Origin of the sequence: Streptomyces sp. NPDC096013 (assembly GCF_044763565.1) — a bacterium.
Classification (GTDB): domain Bacteria; phylum Actinomycetota; class Actinomycetes; order Streptomycetales; family Streptomycetaceae; genus Streptomyces.
Genome location: NZ_JBIWGK010000001.1, coordinates 1515541 through 1532710 on the forward strand (window position 1 = coordinate 1515541; position 17170 = coordinate 1532710).

Sequence of the window (17170 nt, forward strand, 5' to 3'; positions counted from 1 at the left end):
GATGGCGGAGAAATCCCCGCCATTGCCCTCGAATGCCTCACTCAACACCCTTGACACATCAGGTCACTTGACTCCCTACTGTTCCTTGCGCATCGAAGCTGACAACGTTGTCCAGCGTGCAGGGAGGATGCCCTCGTATGCATCACAGATGGTGGGGTCCGGCGGTCGTCTCGACCGCCGCACTGGCTTTGCTCGTGGGTTCTCAGGGAGTGGCGGTCGCCCTCCCCGTGAAGGCCCCGGCCGCCGGCGGGGAGTTCGCCTCCTCGTTCGAGACGGGAGATCCGGCACCGGACTGGCTGAACACGGTCGACACCGCGCCCGACGGCGGCAAGCGGGCCTCGGGGGTCGACGGCGGCTACAGCACCGGCATCCCGGGCAATGTGACCGACCATGTCACCGATGTCCGGGCCAGTTCCGAGAACACGGGCGGCGGTGAGGTGAAGGAGAACCTCGTCGACGGCGAGTCCGGCACCAAGTGGCTGACCTTCGAGCCCACCGGCTGGGTCGAGTTCGACCTCGACAAACCGGCCAAGATCGTGACCTACGCCCTGACTTCGGCGAACGACTTCGCCGAACGCGATCCACGGGACTGGACGCTGTCGGGCTCGACGGACGGCAAGGACTGGAAGACCCTGGACACCCGCTCCGGCGAGAGCTTCGCCGAACGGTTCCAGACGAAGTCCTACGACCTCGCCGAGCCGGCCGAGTACCAGCACTTCCGGCTCGACATCACGAAGAACAACGGCGCGAGCGGCATACTCCAGCTCGCCGACGTCCAGTTCTCGACGGGCGGCACCACAGCCCCGGTCCCCGAGGACATGCTCTCGCTGGTCGACCGGGGCCCCAGCGGCTCCCCCACCGCCAAGGCGGGCGCGGGCTTCACCGGGAAGCGGGCGCTGCGCTACGCGGGCCGTCACACGGCCACGGGGCGGGCGTACTCGTACAACAAGGTCTTCGACGTGAACGTGCCGGTCGGCCGGGACACCGCGCTCTCCTACCGGCTCTTCCCGCAGATGTCCGACGGTGACCTCGACTACGACGCCACGAACGTCTCCGTCGACCTCGCCTTCACCGACGGCACCTATCTCAGCGACCTCGGCGCGACGGACTCGCACGGTTTCGCGCTGACTCCGCGGGGGCAGGGCGCGGCGAAGATCCTCTACGTCAACCAGTGGAACAACGTGGTCTCGCGGATAGGTTCGGTCGCGGCCGGCAAGACCGTCGACCGCATCCTGCTGGACTACGACTCCCCCAGCGGCCCGGCGAAGTTCCGCGGCTGGCTGGACGACGTGAGCCTCAAGCCGGTGGCGCCGGAGAAGCCGAAGGCGCATCTGGCCGACTACGCGCTGACCACCCGGGGCACCAACTCCAGCGGCAGCTTCTCGCGCGGCAACAACTTCCCCGCCACGGCGCTGCCGCACGGCTTCAACTTCTGGACGCCGGTGACGAATTCGGGGTCGCTCAGCTGGCTCTACGACTACGCGCGCGCCAACAACGCCGACAACCTGCCGACGATCCAGGCGTTCAGCGCGAGCCATGAGCCGAGCCCCTGGATGGGCGACCGGCAGACCTTCCAGGTGATGCCGTCGGCGGCCTCCGGCACTCCCGCCACCGACCCGAACGCACGGGAGCTGGCGTTCAAGCACGAGAACGAGACGGCCCGGCCGTACTACTACGGCGTCACGTTCGAGAACGGTCTGAAGGCCGAGATGGCCCCGACCGACCACGCGGCCTCGCTGCGCTTCACCTACCCCGGCGACGACGCGAGCGTGGTCTTCGACAACGTCACCGAGCACGCGGGCCTGACCCTCGACAAGGAGAACGGCACCGTCACCGGCTACTCGGACGTCAAGTCCGGGCTGTCCACCGGCGCCACGCGGCTCTTCGTCTACGGCACGTTCGACGCGCCGGTGACGGACGGCTCCTCCAGCGGGGTCAAGGGCTACCTGAGGTTCAAGCCGGGCGCCGACCACACGGTCACCCTGCGCCTGGCCACCTCGCTGATCAGCGTCGACCAGGCGAAGGACAACCTGCGCCAGGAGATCCCGGACGGCACCTCCTTCGACACGGTCAGGAAGCAGGCCCGGAAGGTGTGGGACAAGCTGCTCGGCAAGGTCGAGGTGGAGGGCGCGACACCGGACCAGCTGACGACGCTGTACTCCAGCATGTACCGGCTGTACCTGTACCCCAACTCCGGCTTCGAGAAGGTGGGTTCGGCCTACCAGTACGCCTCGCCGTTCTCCCCGATGACGAGCCAGGACACCCCGACCCACACCGGCGCGAAGATCGTCGACGGGAAGGTCTACGTCAACAACGGCTTCTGGGACACGTATCGGACGACCTGGCCCGCCTACTCGTTCCTGACGCCCAGTCAGGCGGGTGAGATGGTCGACGGGTTCGTGCAGCAGTACAAGGACGGCGGCTGGACCTCGCGCTGGTCCTCGCCCGGCTACGCGGACCTCATGACGGGCACCTCCTCGGACGTCGCGTTCGCGGACGCGTACGTCAAGGGCGTGAAGTTCGACGCCAAGTCGGCCTACGACGCGGCCGTGAAGAACGCGACCGTGGTCCCGCCCGCCTCCGGCGTCGGCCGCAAGGGCATGGCCACCTCGCCCTTCCTCGGCTACACCAGCACCGACACCGGAGAGGGCTTCTCCTGGGCGATGGAGGGCTATGTCAACGACTACGGCATCGCGCAGATGGGCCAGGCCCTCTACCAGAAGACCGGCGAGAAGCACTACAAGGAGGAGTCCGCGTACTTCCTCAACCGCGCCCAGGACTACGTGAACCTGTTCGACAAGCGGGCCGGGTTCTTCCAGGGCAAGGACGACCAGGGCAACTGGCGGGTGGACTCGGCGAGTTACGACCCGAAGATCTGGGGCTACGACTACACGGAGACCGACGGCTGGGGCTACGCCTTCACCGCCCCGCAGGACAGCCGCGGCCTCGCCAACCTCTACGGCGGCCGAAAGGCCCTCGGGGACAAGCTCGACCAGTACTTCTCCACCCCCGAGACCGCCTCGCCCGCCAACGCCGGTTCCTACGGCGGCGTCATCCACGAGATGACGGAGGCGCGGGACGTCCGCATGGGCCAGTACGGGCACTCCAACCAGGTCGCCCACCACGTCACGTACATGTACGACGCGGCCGGCGAGCCCTGGAAGGCGCAGAAGGACGTGCGCGAGGTGATGTCGCGCCTCTACACCGGCAGCGAGATCGGGCAGGGCTACCACGGCGACGAGGACAACGGCGAGCAGTCGGCCTGGTACCTCTTCTCCGCGCTCGGCTTCTACCCGCTGGTGATGGGCAGCGGCGAATACGCCATCGGCTCCCCGCTGTTCACCAAGGCGACCGTGCACCTGGAGAACGGCCACGACCTGGTCGTCAAGGCGCCGAAGAACAGCACGAAGAACATCTATGTGCAGGGCCTGAAGGTCAACGGGCGCACGTGGACGAAGACTTCACTCCCGCACGCGCTGCTGGAGAAGGGCGGAGTGCTGGACTTCTCCATGGGCTCCAAGCCCTCGTCGTGGGGCAGCGGCAAGAACGCGGCGCCCGTGTCCATCACCAAGGACGACCAGGTGCCGACGCCCCGCAGCGACCAACTCAGCGGTGACGGCGCCCTGTTCGACAACACGTCGGCCACGGAGGCGACGGTGACCTCGGTGGACCTGCCGGTCACCAAGGCCACCAAGGGCATCCAGTACACGCTGACGTCGCCCAAGGACCACACGCTGGCGCCGACCGGCTGGACCCTCCAGGGCTCGGCCGACGGCACCTCGTGGAAGACGCTCGACAAGCGCTCCGGCGAGTCCTTCACCTGGGACCGGCAGACGCGCGTCTTCTCGGTCAAGTCGCCCGGAGCGTACGCCCATTACCGGCTGGTGCTGAACGGTTCCTCGACGCTCGCGGAGGTGGAGCTGCTGGGCTGAGGCGCCCTCACGGCACGGGGAGGCGGGGCAGCAGCCGCCGCAACGCCTCCGCGTGCTGGTGGACCCGTCTGAGGACGCCCCGTCTGGTCGACGCGAAGACGGGGACGTCCTGGGGCGGACCGCACGCGGCGGCCGTGTACAGGTCGTCGAGCCACGCCCCCCTCCCCCTGGTGCCGTCCGGCGCCAGGGGGATCAGTCGTGTCAGGACCTCCGATTCGGCGCCGCCCAGGAACCACACCCGCACCATCAGGTCGGCGCGCAGATATCGCAGGCCCCCGTCTATGTCCTCCGGCGGCGCGAAGCCCTCGTCCCCCACCAGGAACGCGAAGGCGGTGCGCGCCTCGGCCCTGAACTCCTCGGGCAGCTGCGGCCGTTTCACCATCTGCGGATGCTCGCACGCACCGCTGTGCCCCCGCCACCGAAACGGGCGAGGGCACAGAGGGTGGACGTCAGTTCACCGCAAGGGTGAACACATGGAGATCCGGGTCGTCCGGAAGTGTCACGCTCTTGATGGTCTTGCCCGTGGGTGCCGCGAACGGCTTGGTGGCGAACACGTATGTGACGACCGGGTCCTTGTCCGCACCCGCGACATTGCGGTACGCGGCCCGCGCGACGACCTCGTTGCCGTACTGCACGGTGCCGCCGCCCCCGCCGACCGTCCAGTCCGTGAAGGACAGGTCGACGGCGTCGGTGCTGCCGTCGGTGTAGGTGACGGTCGCCTTGGTCTGCTGGTTGCCGTTGACCGCGCTGCCGATGAACGACAAGTTGGCCGCGGGCCGCGGGAGTTGGACGGTCTGGCCGGCCGCCGAGACGTTGTCGGGACGCCCGTTCGGCGAGGCGGGCCAGGTGAAGCCGAGCCCGTCCACCGTGCCCGCGCCGCCCGGGGTCAGCCCGGCGGCGTCGAGCGCCTGGAGGGAGTAGCTCCAGCCGCCCCCGTCGTAGTCCGCCTCGTCGTGCTCGCCGGTGTCGTCGGAGACGCCGGTGTTGTTGTAGGCGGCGAGGAGGGTGCCGGGCGCGGCCACGGTCAGGGACACCGGCTGCTCGTAAGACATGCTGCCCGAGGTGACGGTGACCTTCGCGTCGTAGAAGCCCTGCTGGACGTCGTCGGCGGCGGTGAGGGTGATGTCCTGGGAGCCGTCGACGACCGTGCCCTGTGCGGGCGTCGCGGTGACCCCGGTGGGTGTCTCGACGGTGTAGCGGACCTCGGGTCCGGTGCCGCCGCCGAGGGACAGGGCCCTGATGTTGACCTTGGTGCTCTCGCCGGGGGCGAGGGTCGCGGCGGTGGGGCCGACGCCGATCTGGTACGGCTGCTCGCCGGTCCGGAAGGACGGCGGGGCGTCGGCGGGGTCGCTGCCCCAGGTGCGGTTCGGGGTGGCGGAGAGGGTGTAGTCGAGCGTGCCGCCGTTCCTGACGATCGAGGAGGAGAGCCAGGGGCGGTCGCTGGTACGGCCGTTGACCTTCAGGGACTGGATGTACGGGGCGTCGGTCGCGGCGCCCCGCGCGTGGATGGAGATGTCGTTGCCGTGCGGGCGGGTGATCTCGATGCGCTCGAACAGCGGTGAGGCGAGGGTGAGTTCGGCGCGGGAGGGGACCTGCGGATACATGCCGAGCGCGGAGAAGACGTACCAGGACGACATCTCGCCGAGGTCGTCGTTGCCGGGGATGCCGGCCGGGTCGGTGGTCCAGAGCTGCTTCATGGCCGCCCTGACCGTCTCCTGGGTCTTGTAGGGCGCGCCCGCGTAGTCGTAGAGGTAGGGGACGTTGACGGACGGCTCGTTGTCCAGCTCGGACTTGTCGCCGCCGCTGCCCGTGAAGGCCCAGCTTCCGTCCGCCTCGTGGAAGAAGGAGTCGAGGCGGGCGAGCGCCTTGCCGGTGCCGCCCATCGCCGCGAACAGGCCCGCGGGGTTGTGCTGGACCATCCACGTGTACTGGGCGGCCGTGCCCTCGACGAAGCCGTTGCCGGTGCCTGGGGTGAAGCCGGTGACCCAACTTCCGTCCGCCTTGCGGTTGGCGATGTAGCCGCCGGTGGGGTCGGCGGCGATGTTGAAGTTGTTCTGCCACCACTGGGCGCGCCGGGCGAAGTCGGAGGCCGTGCTCTTCTTCCCTGCCGCCGCGGCGAGTTGGGAGAGCGCGAAGTCCGCCGTGGACATCTCCAGGGTCTCGGCGGCGCCGCCCCAGGCGTTGGAGACGGACGGCATGTAGTGCAGCTTCAGGTACTTGTCCAGGGACGGGCGTTGGCCCACCGAGAGGACCGGCTTGCCCGAGGAGGACAGGTCCTGGGCGGTCGGGACGGTGGCCGCCTCGACGAGGGAGGCGAGCGCCCCCTTGAGGTCGAAGTCGGTGCCGCCGAAGGCGCGGATGCCGGCCAGGGCGGTGGGTGAGGGGTCACCGTTCATGACGTGCGTGCCGTTCGCGCCGTGCAGCCAGCGGTCCCAGACTCCCCCGTTCTGCCGGGCGAGTTCGTAGAGGGACTGGGCGATGTCCGAGCCGGTGCGGGGGCTGAGGAGCGTGAGGAGTTGGACCTGCGACCGGTAGATGTCCCAGCCGGAGAAGGTCCCGTACTGCGCTGCATGGCCCCTGCTGACCTTGTGGACCTTGCCGTCGCTGCCGGTGTATCTGCGGTCGGCGTCGCTGATGACGTTCGGGTGCAGGAGGGAGTGGTAGAGGGCGGTGTAGAAGGTGGTGCGCTCGGTGTCGGTGCCGCCGCCCACCTTGATCGCGCCGAGCTGGTCGCGCCAGGCGCGGTGGGCCGCACTCTCGACGGCGTCGAAGGAGCGCTTCGGCGGGTTCTCCGCCGCGAGGTTGGCCGTGGCTCCGGCCTGACTGACGTACGAGATGCCGACCTTGACGCCGACCGGGCCGGTGCCGGGCTCGAACTCGACGTAACCGCCCGCGCCCTTGCCCGCGACGGGACGGCCGCCGCTGGAGAAGCCGCCCGTGCCGCCGGTCGCGCTCGTGGAGCCCGGGGTCAGCCTGTCGTCCTGCCAGGTGCCCGTCGACTTGAAGGCGCGGTCGAAGCGGGCGGTGAAGTACACGGTGTAGTAGGCGCGTTGGCCCTCGGGGTCGAGGTAGCCGCAGAAGTTGCCGGAGGTGACCGAGCCGGAGACCGTGCGGGTCTTCGGGTCGATGGTGACCGCCGAATCGGTGGACCCCACCTCGGAGTTGGCGGTGCGGATCAGCAGCGAGGCGGGCTTGTCGGCCGGGTAGGTGAAGCGGCCGGAGCCGGTGCGGGCCGTCGCGGTGAGGTCGGCGGTGACACCGGAGGCGAGGCCGACCTTGTAGTGGCCGGGTTCGGCGGTCTCGTCGGTGTGGCTGAAGTCGGAGGCGTAGACGGCGTCCTTGGTGTCGCTCGCCGGGGACGAGGTGACCTCACCGGCGTACGGGTAGAACGGGATGTCGCCGCTGCCGCCCGCGCAGCCCGTGCCGGACATGTGGGTGAGGCTGAAGCCCCGGATGCGGGTGGCGTCGTACTGGTAGCCGCCGGGCGCGGCCGTACTGGTCGCACTGCCTCTGGTGTTCTCCGGGCTCCAGGAGAGCATGCCAAAGGGCACGACGGCGCCCGGGAAGACATTGCCGCCGTTCCTGGTGCCGATCAGCGGATCGACGTAGGCGCTGGGGTCCTTGACGAGTTGTGGCGGGGCGGCGGCGGTCGCCGCCAGGGCGGGGGTGGCACCGCCGACCGCGAGTGCGGCGGCCAGTGCCGCGGCGGACATCGCCTTTCGCGGTACCGGCAACAGGGACATGGGACGGAAACGCATGGGGCGGACCCTTCTCCTTCGGACGGGTCGCGCACCGCAGGTCGCACAAGCCGCAGGGACAGTAGCGTGCGCCACCCGCACCACGGAAGAGCGCGTGGGCCGGTGGGGCACGCGGGACACCCACTCGGACGGCGCCCGCAGGCCAAGTGGGTTGACATCGTTGTCCGTTGAGGCGGTAGAGTCATGAGCAGACCATTCGACAACGTTGTCGCACCGCAGTGCCGTACCAAGCCACGCACCACCCGGGCAGGTTGAACCCCCATTCCCTGCCCGGCTCGCGGACCCGGTGGCCCCCGTCCACCGGGTCCGCCCCGAGCGCCGGGTCAGCCGACCTGGCAGGGAAGGGCGGTTGCCGGGTCACCGCCGTCGCCGTTGACGACGTAGCCGAAGGTGGCGGTCTGCCCTGGACTCAGTGAGCCGTTCCAGTCGGCGTTGTGGACCATCACGTCCTGGCCGGCGTAGGTCGCGTTGCCGCTCCACAGGCTGGCGACCGACTGCCCCGCGGGCAGCGACCAGTTGACCATCCAGCCGAGCATCGGGACGTCGCCGGAGTTGGTGACGGTCACCTCGGACTGGTAGCCGCCGGGCCAGCTGCCGGTCGTGCGGCGGGTGGCCGAACAGACGCCGGGGACCGGGTCGGTGGGGTTGCCCGGGTCGTGGATGCCCGTCACTTCGCCGTTGCCGCCGTCGAACACGACGTCCGAGCAGGAGTAGAAGGTCTCCGCGCTGTCCGAGCGCTGCCACACCATGTAGATGATGTGGCGCCCCGACTTGCCCGCCGGAAGCTGCCCGGTCCAGGAGTAGTTGGCCTCGACCGTGCCCGGCGTGCCGTTCAGCGGCGGGTGGTCGACCGTGAGGAACGGGGTGTCCTCCATGTCGTCCCACGTGAGCGTCTTCGTCGGGTCGAAGCCGTCCTTGGTGATGTAGACGTAGAACCAACCCGGGTGCGCCGCCCACGCGTTGTACGAGAAGTCGACCGTCGCGCCCGCGGTGAGATGGGTCAACGGCCAGTCGTCGCGCGGGAGATCGAAGCCCGTGAAGTTCGGGTTGCCGCCGCTGCACAGCGAACCGTCCGGCACGAAGCCCCGGGTGCGGCCGGCGCCGTCGGAGCGCAGCACCGAGAACCAGTTGTAGAACGGCGTTGTCCCGCTCACCTGTTGGGCCGCCCTGCACGCCGGGTTCACCGGTTTGATCTCGCCGGTGTCGGTGAGCGCGTCCTGCCAGCAGAGAAAGGTCCGGCTGCCGGGCTTCATGGGCGTACCGTGCGCCTCGGCCCGGCCTCCGGTGGCGAGGATCAGGGCCAGGGCGGGGACGGTGGTGAGGAGAGCCAGGAGCACCAGGAAGAGGGCCCGGTGCGGGGTGGGGTGCGGTAATCGCGGCACGGGGGCGGGAGTTGGGTGTGGTGTTGTCGCAGACATGACAGTTCTACGTCCCTTCGGTCGGCGGGTGCGAGGAACGTGCGGGGTGGATGGGTGGGGCGGGGCGATCCGGCCACCCGACGGGTTCCGGACCATCGGGCGGATGGGAGCGCTCCCACCCCACTTGTCCGTGAAGTTAGCGCGGACTTGGGGGGCTGTAAATGTCTGGTGGCTGCGGAAGTGGGGGTGGGGGTGGGGGTGTTCGGGGTGGGGGTGTCTGGGACCGGGGTTGTTGGGAGCTGGGGTGGCCTGGGGGTGGGGTTGTTGGGAGCTGGGTTGGCCTGGGGGCGGGGTGACCTGGGATCGGAGTGGCCCTGGGACCGGAGTGGCCTCGGGACAGGCGTGCCTGCGACCGAGGCGGCCCGGGACTGGGGTTGTCTGGGATCGGGGTTGATCGGAGCCTGGGTGCCTGGGACCGGGGTGGCCTGGAGGCGGGGCGACCTGGGACCGGGGTGACCTAGGACCGGAGTGGCCTGGGGACGGGCGCGCCTGCGACCGAGGCGGCCTGGAACCGGGGTTGATCGGAGCCTGGGTGCCTGGGACCGGGGTTGGCTGGGACCGGGGTGGCCTTCGACCGGGGTTGCCTGGCGTCGGGGTGGCCTTGGGACGGGTTTGCCTGGGACCGGGGTGGCCTGCGACCGCAGTGGCCCGGAGCCGGGTTGCCTGGAGCCGGGGCGGTCTGCGACCCAGGTGGCCTGGAGCCGAGGTTATCTGGAGCTGGGTTGCCTGGAGGTGGGTCTGCCCGGCGCCGGGTGCGCCTGGAGGCAGGTCTGCCCCGCGCCGGGTGGCCTGGAGCCACGTGCGCCTGAAGGCTGGTGCGCCTGAACGGGTGCGTCTGGCTTCGGGTGCGTCTGGCTTCGGGGCTCGTAAGATCTCGGGATGATCGCAGTCGTCGTCACGGTTGTGCTGGCCTTCGCCGGGTATGCCGCCGCCTATCTCAACGGGCTGCGGCTGACGCAGCGGCAGGAGCGGCTCGCTCGGGTCAATCGGCAACTCAGCGACTTCTACGGGCCGTTGTTCGCGCTGACGGAGGCCAACGCCCGCACCTTCGCCGCGTTCGTGGAACGGCACGGCCGCCCTGCCGGCGCCTCGCCCTTCAACGACGCGACGCCGCCGAGCGACGAGGAACTCGCCGAGTGGCGGCTGTGGGTGACGACGGTCTTCCTGCCGGTTCTGCGCGAGATGCGCGAGCTCGTCGTAGGGCGGGCGGATCTGCTGCGGGAGCCGGAAATGCCGCCGCTGCTGCTGGAGTTGTGCGCGCACGCGGCCGGTTACGAGATCACCGTCGCGCGCTGGGCGCGGGGCGACTTCACGCAGCATCTGTCGCTGGTCGCGTTTCCGAGTGCGGAGCTGGCCGCGTATGCGCGGCGGGGCTTCGGTGAACTGAAGCTGGAGCAGGCGCGGTTGCTGGGTGGCACCGTCACCGTCCCGTCCGCCGCGTCCTAGACCGATGCCGTGCGGGCGCGCAACGCCGGTTCGGCGGGCGGGAGTTCGGTGGTGGCCGCCGGGAGTTCGATGGTGAACTCCGTGCGGCCCGGGACGCTGGTCACGTCGATGCGGCCGCCGTGGGCTCCGATGATCGCCGTCGCGATGGCGAGGCCGAGGCCGGAGCCGCCCTCCTTGCCGCCGGCGCGGGCGCGGGAGGCGTCGGCACGGGTGAAGCGTTCGAAGACCGTGGGGAGGAGGGCAGGGGGGATGCCGGGGCCGTCGTCGCGTACCCGGATGACGACGGTCCGGGCGGCGGTGGCCTCGACGCCCGCCGTGACGGTCGTGCCAGCGGGTGTGTGCGTCCTCGCGTTGGCCAGCAGGTTGGCCAGCACCTGGTGCAGGCGGGCCTCGTCGCCGACGACCAGGGCCGGGGCGTCCAGGGAGAGGTGGAGCTGCCATTCGTGGCCGGTGCCTGCCGCGCGCGCGTCCCACACCGCCTCGGCGAGCAGTGCCGCGAGGTCGACCTCGGCGGACGCCAGCGGCCGGCCCTCGTCGAGCCGGGCGAGCAGCAGCAGGTCCTCCACCAGACCTGTCATGCGCGCCGACTCCGCGGTGACCCGGCGCCAGGCGAGGCCCGGTTCGATGCGGTCGGTGCCGCGGTTCATCAGCTCGGCGTAGCCCGCGATGGAGGCGAGCGGCGTGCGGAGTTCATGGCTGGCGTCGGCGAGGAAGCGGCGCATGCGTTCCTCGCTGCGGCGCATCTGCTCCTCGCCGCGCCGGCGTTCGGCGAGGGAGGACTCGACGTGGTCGATCATGAGGTTGAGCGCGGCACCGACCTGGCCGGCCTCACTGCCGGGGTCGGTGTCCCGTTCGGGCACCCGGGTGAGGGCGGTGACCTCGCCGTGCCCGAGCGGTGAGCGGGAGACCTCGACGGCGGTGGCGGCGACCCGGCCCAGCGGCCGTAGCTGCCGTCGTATGACGACCGCGCAGAGGCAGCCCGCGACGGTGAGTCCGGCGAGGGCGACGGCCGCCTCGACCGCCACCAGGCCGCTGATCATGTCCTGTACGTCGTCCATCGGGAGGCCGGTGAGGACCCGGACGCCCTTGCTGTCGAGGGCCGTGAGCCGGTAGGTGCCGAGGCCGGGCACGGTGCGGGTGTGCATCGCGCTGTCGGCGGTGATGCCCGTGAGGGCGGCGCGCTGGGCGGCGGTGAGGTTCCGGGGCGGGGCGTCCTGCCTGACGACGGCCGCGGCGATGATCGTGCCCTTGTCGTCGAATCGCGCGCCGAGCGTCCCGACGGCGTGGCCGTTCTCCAGGAGGAAGCCGAGGTAGTCGTCCAGTGCCGGTTGCAGTTCGGCCCCGCCGAGGCTGCGCTCGGCCGCGTTGCCGACCCGGTCGTCCAAGTTGTCCAGGAGATAGGCGCGTTGGGCCAGGACGGTGGTGAGGGACATCGCGGCGCAGACGACGACCAGGGTGGCGCTGATGAAGAGGAGGAGCCGGGTGCGGAGCGAACGGCCGTGCAGGCGGCCTCGGTTGCGGGTCAGGAGGTTCATCTGCCGTCCTCCACGGGCCGTAGGGCGTATCCCATGCCGCGCACCGTGTGGATCATCGGTGCCCGTCCGCGGTCTATCTTGCGGCGGAGGCTGGAGATGTAGACCTCGACGAGGTTGCCGCCGCCGTCGAAGGCGCTGCTCCACACCCGGTCGAGGATCTGGGCCTTGCTCAGCACCTGGCGGGGGTGGTCGAGGAACAGGGTGAGCAGGTCGAACTCCTTGGCGGTGAGCTGGATCGGCGCACCGGCGCGGCGGACCTCGCGGGTCTCGCCGGTCAGGACGAGGTCGCCGAGGACGCGTACGGAGTCGTCGGCCGGGGTGCGTTCGCGGCCCGCGCGGCGGAGCAGTCCGCGCAGCCGCAGGATGACCTCCTCCAGGGAGAAGGGCTTGGTGACGTAGTCGTCGGCGCCCGCTTCGAGGCCGTCGAGGCGGTGTTCGATGGCGTCGCGGGCGGTGAGCATGAGGACGGGCAGCCGCGGGTTCTCGTAGCGGAGTCTGCGCAGTACCTGGACGCCGTCGAGGTCGGGCAGCATGCCGTCGAGGACGACGGCGTGCGGCGCGCAGCAGCGGGCGATGCGCAGCGCGCTGCGTCCGTCCGGCGCGGGGTAGGGCCGCCAGCCCGCCTCGGTGACCGCGACGGAGAGCAGCTCGGTGAGCGCGGGCTCGTCGTCGACGATGAGCACGCGCACGCGGCTGGTGCGGGACCCCGAGGTGCCAGTCATGTCCCGATTCTGTCCCGGCCCGCTGGGGGAACCCTGTGTTCCACCTGAGTCCTGGCGATGTCCTGTACGGCTCCGACGGCGGCGAACGCGAAGGGCCGCACCCCCGTCGCCGGGGATGCGGCCCTCAACTGCGGTAACGGAGCCGCTAGTTGCGGATCAGGTTGCGCAGGACGTACTGGAGGATGCCGCCGTTGCGGTAGTAGTCGGCCTCGCCGGGGGTGTCGATGCGGACGACCGCGTCGAACTCCACGCCGGTGTCGGTGGTGACCTTGACCGTGCTCGGGGTGGTGCCGTCGTTCAGCTCGGTGATGCCGGCGACGGAGAAGGTCTCCTCGCCGGTCAGACCGAGGGACTCGGCGGTCTGGCCCGCCGGGTACTGGAGCGGGATGACGCCCATGCCGATGAGGTTCGAGCGGTGGATGCGCTCGTAGGACTCGGCGATGACGGCCTTGACGCCGAGGAGGGCGGTGCCCTTGGCGGCCCAGTCGCGGGACGAGCCGGAGCCGTACTCCTTGCCGGCCAGGATGACCAGCGGGATGCCCTGCTCGATGTAGTTGCGCGAGGCGTCGTAGATGAACGACACGGGCGCGTCGGCCTGGGTGAAGTCGCGGGTGAAGCCGCCCTCGGTGCCCGGCGCGACCTGGTTGCGCAGGCGGATGTTGGCGAAGGTGCCGCGGATCATGACCTCGTGGTTGCCTCGGCGGGAGCCGTAGGAGTTGAAGTCACGCCGCTCGATGCCGTGCTCGGTGAGGTACTTGCCGGCCGGGGTGTCGGCCTTGATGGCACCGGCCGGGGAGATGTGGTCGGTGGTGACGGAGTCGCCGAGCTTGGCGAGGACGCGGGCGCCCTCGATGTCGGAGACCGGGGTGGTCTCCATCGTCATGCCCTCGAAGTACGGGGGCTTGCGGACGTAGGTCGACTCGGCGTCCCACTCGAAGGTGTTGCCCTCGGGGATGGGGAGCGCCTGCCACTGGGCGTCGCCCGCGAAGACGTCCTGGTAGGACTTGTTGAACATGTCCTCGCCGATGGCGTTGGCCACGACGTCGTTGACCTCGGCCTCGGTCGGCCAGATGTCCTCGAGGTAGACCGGCTTGCCGTCCTGGTCGGCGCCGAGGGCGTCGCGGGTGATGTCCACCTTCATGGAGCCCGCGAGGGCGTAGGCGACGACCAGCGGCGGGGACGCCAGGTAGTTCATCTTGACGTCCGGATTGATCCGGCCCTCGAAGTTGCGGTTGCCGGAGAGCACCGAGGTCACGGCCAGGTCGTGGTCGTTGACGGCCTTGGAGACCTCGTCCGGCAGCGGGCCGGAGTTGCCGATGCAGGTGGTGCAGCCGTAACCGACGAGGTTGAAGCCGACCTTGTCGAGGTAGGGGGTGAGCCCGGCCTTGTCGAAGTAGTCGGTGACGACCTTGGAGCCCGGGGCGAGGGTGGTCTTGACCCACGGCTTGCGGGTCAGGCCCTTCTCCACGGCCTTCTTCGCGACGAGCGCGGCGGCGACCATGACGTACGGGTTCGAGGTGTTGGTGCAGGAGGTGATGGCCGCGACCGTCACCGCGCCGTGGTCCAGCTCGTAGGTCGAGCCGTCGGGGGCGGTCACCGTGACCGGGTTCGACGGGACGCCGTTGCTGGCGGCCGGGGCGTCGGAGGCCGGGAAGGACTCCTTGCCTGCCTCGTCGTCGTCGGCGACATAGTTGCGCACGTCGCTCTTGAACTGCTCGGCGGCGTTGGCGAGGACGATGCGGTCCTGCGGGCGCTTCGGGCCGGCGATCGAGGGGACGACCGTGGCGAGGTCGAGCTCCAGCTTCTCGGAGAAGTCGGGCTCGGCGGCCGGGTCGAGCCAGAGGCCCTGCTCCTTGGCGTACGCCTCGACGAGCGCGACCTGCTGCGCGCTGCGGCCGGTCAGCTTCAGGTAGTTCAGGGTCTCGTCGTCGATCGGGAAGATCGCGGCGGTGGAACCGAACTCCGGCGACATGTTGCCGATGGTGGCGCGGTTCGCGAGGGAGGTGGCGGCGACGCCCTCGCCGTAGAACTCGACGAACTTGCCGACGACGCCGTGCTTGCGCAGCATCTCGGTGATCGTGAGGACCAGGTCGGTGGCGGTGGTGCCCGGGGTCAGCTCGCCGGTGAGCTTGAAGCCGACGACGCGCGGGATGAGCATCGAGACCGGCTGGCCGAGCATCGCGGCCTCGGCCTCGATGCCGCCGACGCCCCAGCCCAGCACGCCGAGGCCGTTGACCATCGTGGTGTGCGAGTCGGTGCCGACGAGGGTGTCGGGGTAGGCCTGGCCGCCCCGGACCATGACCGTGCGGGCCAGGTGCTCGATGTTGACCTGGTGGACGATGCCGGTGCCCGGCGGGACGACCTTGAACTCGTCGAACGCGGTCTGGCCCCAGCGCAGGAACTGGTAGCGCTCGCGGTTGCGGCCGTACTCCAGCTCGACGTTCTGCGCGAACGCCTCGTGGGTGCCGAACTTGTCGGCGATGACGGAGTGGTCGATGACCAGCTCGGCCGGCGCCAGGGGGTTGATCTTCGCCGGGTCGCCGCCCAGCTCCTTCACGGCCTCACGCATGGTCGCGAGGTCCACCACGCAGGGCACGCCGGTGAAGTCCTGCATGATCACACGGGCCGGCGTGAACTGGATCTCCTGCGACGGCTGGGCCTGCGAGTCCCAGGTGCCGAGGGCGCGGATGTGGTCGGCGGTGATGTTCGCGCCGTCCTCGGTGCGGAGCAGATTCTCCAGCAGGACCTTAAGGCTGTAGGGGAGCCGGGCCGAGCCCTCCACCTTGTCCAGGCGGAAGATCTCGTACGACTCGTCGCCGACCTGCAGCGTGCTGCGGGCGTCGAAGCTGTTCGCCGACACGACAGTCTCCTTCATTGATGTGCGCGTTCCCACCGCATCCTGCCGCTACGACGTCGTGGCCGATCCGCTAAGGTAAGGCTAAGTTAGGCAAGCCTTACTTCTGGATCGGCGGAGTGTGCGGCTGCGGTGCACCTCGGCAGATATCTCGATGTCGAGATAACTCTAGTACATGGGGGCGAGCTGGTCATGCCCGGACCCGGCCACGCGGTAAAACCGCTGGAGCCGGCCCGCCCCGCAGCCCTACCGTCGCCGGAGTGACCTATCTGAGCCCGCTCGGCTATCTGCTGGGACTTGAGGGCGCCGCCCTGCTGCGCGGCCTCAGGGAAGGAACCGCCGACCAGGACTTCGTCGAGGCCAGGACCGCCGAGATCCGCGGGCTGCTGGACACCCCGGAGCTCGCCCGCGCCGAGGGCGTCACGGCGGTGCCCGGTGCGATCAGCACGGCCGACGTGTACCAGGACTGGGCGCCGTACTACGACGAGCCCGGCAACCAGATGATCGACATCGAGCAGCCCGTCGTCCGGCGCATCCTGGACGGCCTGCCGGTCGGCACGGCACTGGACGCCGCCTGCGGCACCGGTCGGCACACCGCCCATCTGCGCCGGCTCGGCCACCGCGTGACCGGCGTCGACGCCTCTCCGGAGATGCTCGCACTGGCCCGGGAGCGGCTGCCGGACGTCGACCTCCGCGAGGCCGATCTGCACCGACTGCCGTTTCCCGACGACGCGGTCGACACCGTCGTCTGCGCGCTCGCGCTGACCCACGTGCCCGATCTGGCGGCCGTGCTCGCCGAGTTCGCGCGGGTGCTGCGGCCCGGCGGCCACCTCGTGATCTCGGACGCGCACCTCATGTCGTCCTATCTCCGGCCCACGCTCCCCCGCCGCCCCGGCCCGGACGGCAGGCCGACCCTGCTCACCGAGTACCACCGCCCGCTCAGCGCCTACCTCTCCGCCGCCCTCCCCCTCGGCTTCCAGGTCCGCCACTGCGAGGAACCCCGCCGCCCGCGCCGCTCCCTCGACCCCGGCTCCGCCCCGGACGCGCCGCCCACGTGGATGTCCTGGGACCTCCAGCACTGGTGCCCCGAGGCGTCGGCCGCCGCGCTGGACGGGGCGCCGGTCGTCGTGATCTGGCATTTCCAGCTCGGGGACGACGGGGGGAAGTGAGCAACTCCCTTCTGTCCTCGGATGTTTGGCCGACTTCGGGGTATCCGGTGCGAGACGAAAGGGGGCGGGCATGCCGCTCACGTTCCGCAAGAGTTTCCGGATCCTTCCCTGGCTTCGGCTGAACATCAACAAGGGGTCCCTGTCGGTCACGACCGGGGGCAAGCGCGGCCCGCGGTACACACGCAGTACCTCGGGGCGCCGTACGACGTCGATGAACCTGCCCGGGCCGTTCGGGTGGCGCAAGACGCGCACCAAGAAGGACGACTGACGGCCCCGCTGACCGGCCGTCACCCGAATGGACCCCCCAGGAGGCGCCATCTCATATCTGAGATAACC

At 70.1% G+C, this 17170-nt stretch carries 10 protein-coding genes; 4 read left to right on the forward strand and 6 right to left on the reverse strand.

Going from position 1 to position 17170, the window contains the following annotated elements:
* The first annotated feature begins 137 nt into the window (after nt 1-137).
* Complete coding sequence (locus ACIRB1_RS06530; RefSeq protein WP_403464759.1) at nt 138-3932, forward strand: GH92 family glycosyl hydrolase; 3795 nt, start codon at nt 138-140, stop codon at nt 3930-3932.
* Nucleotides 3933-3939: 7 nt separating this feature from the next.
* Here ACIRB1_RS06530 and ACIRB1_RS06535 read toward each other — a convergent pair whose 3' ends face one another.
* The 3 genes from ACIRB1_RS06535 to ACIRB1_RS06545 all read right to left on the reverse strand — a co-directional run bounded on the left by ACIRB1_RS06535 (nt 3940) and on the right by ACIRB1_RS06545 (nt 9108).
* Entirely contained in the window at nt 3940-4314 is a 375-nt protein-coding gene (locus ACIRB1_RS06535; RefSeq protein WP_352177947.1) for a hypothetical protein, read from the reverse strand.
* Nucleotides 4315-4381: 67 nt separating this feature from the next.
* Entirely contained in the window at nt 4382-7690 is a 3309-nt protein-coding gene (locus ACIRB1_RS06540; RefSeq protein ID WP_403464760.1) for a GH92 family glycosyl hydrolase, read from the reverse strand.
* A gap of 323 nt (nt 7691-8013) precedes the next feature.
* Nucleotides 8014-9108 carry a lytic polysaccharide monooxygenase gene (locus tag ACIRB1_RS06545; protein ID WP_403464761.1) on the reverse strand — a complete coding sequence of 365 codons (1095 nt, stop codon included), beginning with the start codon at nt 9106-9108 and terminating at the stop codon, nt 8014-8016.
* Nucleotides 9109-9987: 879 nt separating this feature from the next.
* Here ACIRB1_RS06545 and ACIRB1_RS06550 point away from each other — a divergent pair.
* Nucleotides 9988-10554: a hypothetical protein gene (locus ACIRB1_RS06550; RefSeq protein WP_352177950.1), complete on the forward strand. Its 567-nt coding sequence runs from the start codon at nt 9988-9990 to the stop codon at nt 10552-10554.
* On the opposite strand, the gene ACIRB1_RS06555 is transcribed toward ACIRB1_RS06550, so the two are convergent.
* The 3 genes from ACIRB1_RS06555 to acnA form a co-directional block, all read right to left on the reverse strand.
* Entirely contained in the window at nt 10551-12089 is a 1539-nt protein-coding gene (locus ACIRB1_RS06555) for a sensor histidine kinase (RefSeq protein ID WP_403464762.1), read from the reverse strand. The two genes, ACIRB1_RS06550 and ACIRB1_RS06555, sit on opposite strands and share 4 nt — an antisense overlap.
* Complete coding sequence (locus ACIRB1_RS06560; protein ID WP_403464763.1) at nt 12086-12811, reverse strand: response regulator transcription factor; 726 nt, start codon at nt 12809-12811, stop codon at nt 12086-12088. Before ACIRB1_RS06560 ends, ACIRB1_RS06555 begins: the two co-directional genes overlap by 4 nt.
* Nucleotides 12812-12956: 145 nt before the next feature.
* Complete coding sequence (gene acnA, locus ACIRB1_RS06565; protein WP_352177953.1) at nt 12957-15671, reverse strand: aconitate hydratase AcnA; 2715 nt, start codon at nt 15669-15671, stop codon at nt 12957-12959.
* A gap of 254 nt (nt 15672-15925) precedes the next feature.
* On the opposite strand from acnA, the gene ACIRB1_RS06570 reads away from it, so the two are divergent.
* Both ACIRB1_RS06570 and ACIRB1_RS06575 read left to right on the forward strand, forming a co-directional pair.
* Complete coding sequence (locus ACIRB1_RS06570; protein WP_403464764.1) at nt 15926-16834, forward strand: class I SAM-dependent methyltransferase; 909 nt, start codon at nt 15926-15928, stop codon at nt 16832-16834.
* A gap of 70 nt (nt 16835-16904) precedes the next feature.
* Nucleotides 16905-17102 carry a DUF4236 domain-containing protein gene (locus ACIRB1_RS06575; RefSeq protein WP_352177955.1) on the forward strand — a complete coding sequence of 66 codons (198 nt, stop codon included), beginning with the start codon at nt 16905-16907 and terminating at the stop codon, nt 17100-17102.
* Nucleotides 17103-17170 lie beyond the last annotated feature (68 nt).

Coding starts and splice junctions, on each gene's coding strand:
- ACIRB1_RS06530 (WP_403464759.1), top strand. CDS start 138: ATGCATCACAGATGGTGGGGTCCGGCGGTCGTCTCGACCGCCGCACTG.
- ACIRB1_RS06545 (WP_403464761.1), bottom strand. CDS start 9,108: ATGTCTGCGACAACACCACACCCAACTCCCGCCCCCGTGCCGCGATTA.
- ACIRB1_RS06550 (WP_352177950.1), top strand. CDS start 9,988: ATGATCGCAGTCGTCGTCACGGTTGTGCTGGCCTTCGCCGGGTATGCC.
- ACIRB1_RS06555 (WP_403464762.1), bottom strand. CDS start 12,089: ATGAACCTCCTGACCCGCAACCGAGGCCGCCTGCACGGCCGTTCGCTC.
- ACIRB1_RS06540 (WP_403464760.1), bottom strand. CDS start 7,690: ATGCGTTTCCGTCCCATGTCCCTGTTGCCGGTACCGCGAAAGGCGATG.
- ACIRB1_RS06535 (WP_352177947.1), bottom strand. CDS start 4,314: ATGGTGAAACGGCCGCAGCTGCCCGAGGAGTTCAGGGCCGAGGCGCGC.
- ACIRB1_RS06575 (WP_352177955.1), top strand. CDS start 16,905: ATGCCGCTCACGTTCCGCAAGAGTTTCCGGATCCTTCCCTGGCTTCGG.
- ACIRB1_RS06560 (WP_403464763.1), bottom strand. CDS start 12,811: ATGACTGGCACCTCGGGGTCCCGCACCAGCCGCGTGCGCGTGCTCATC.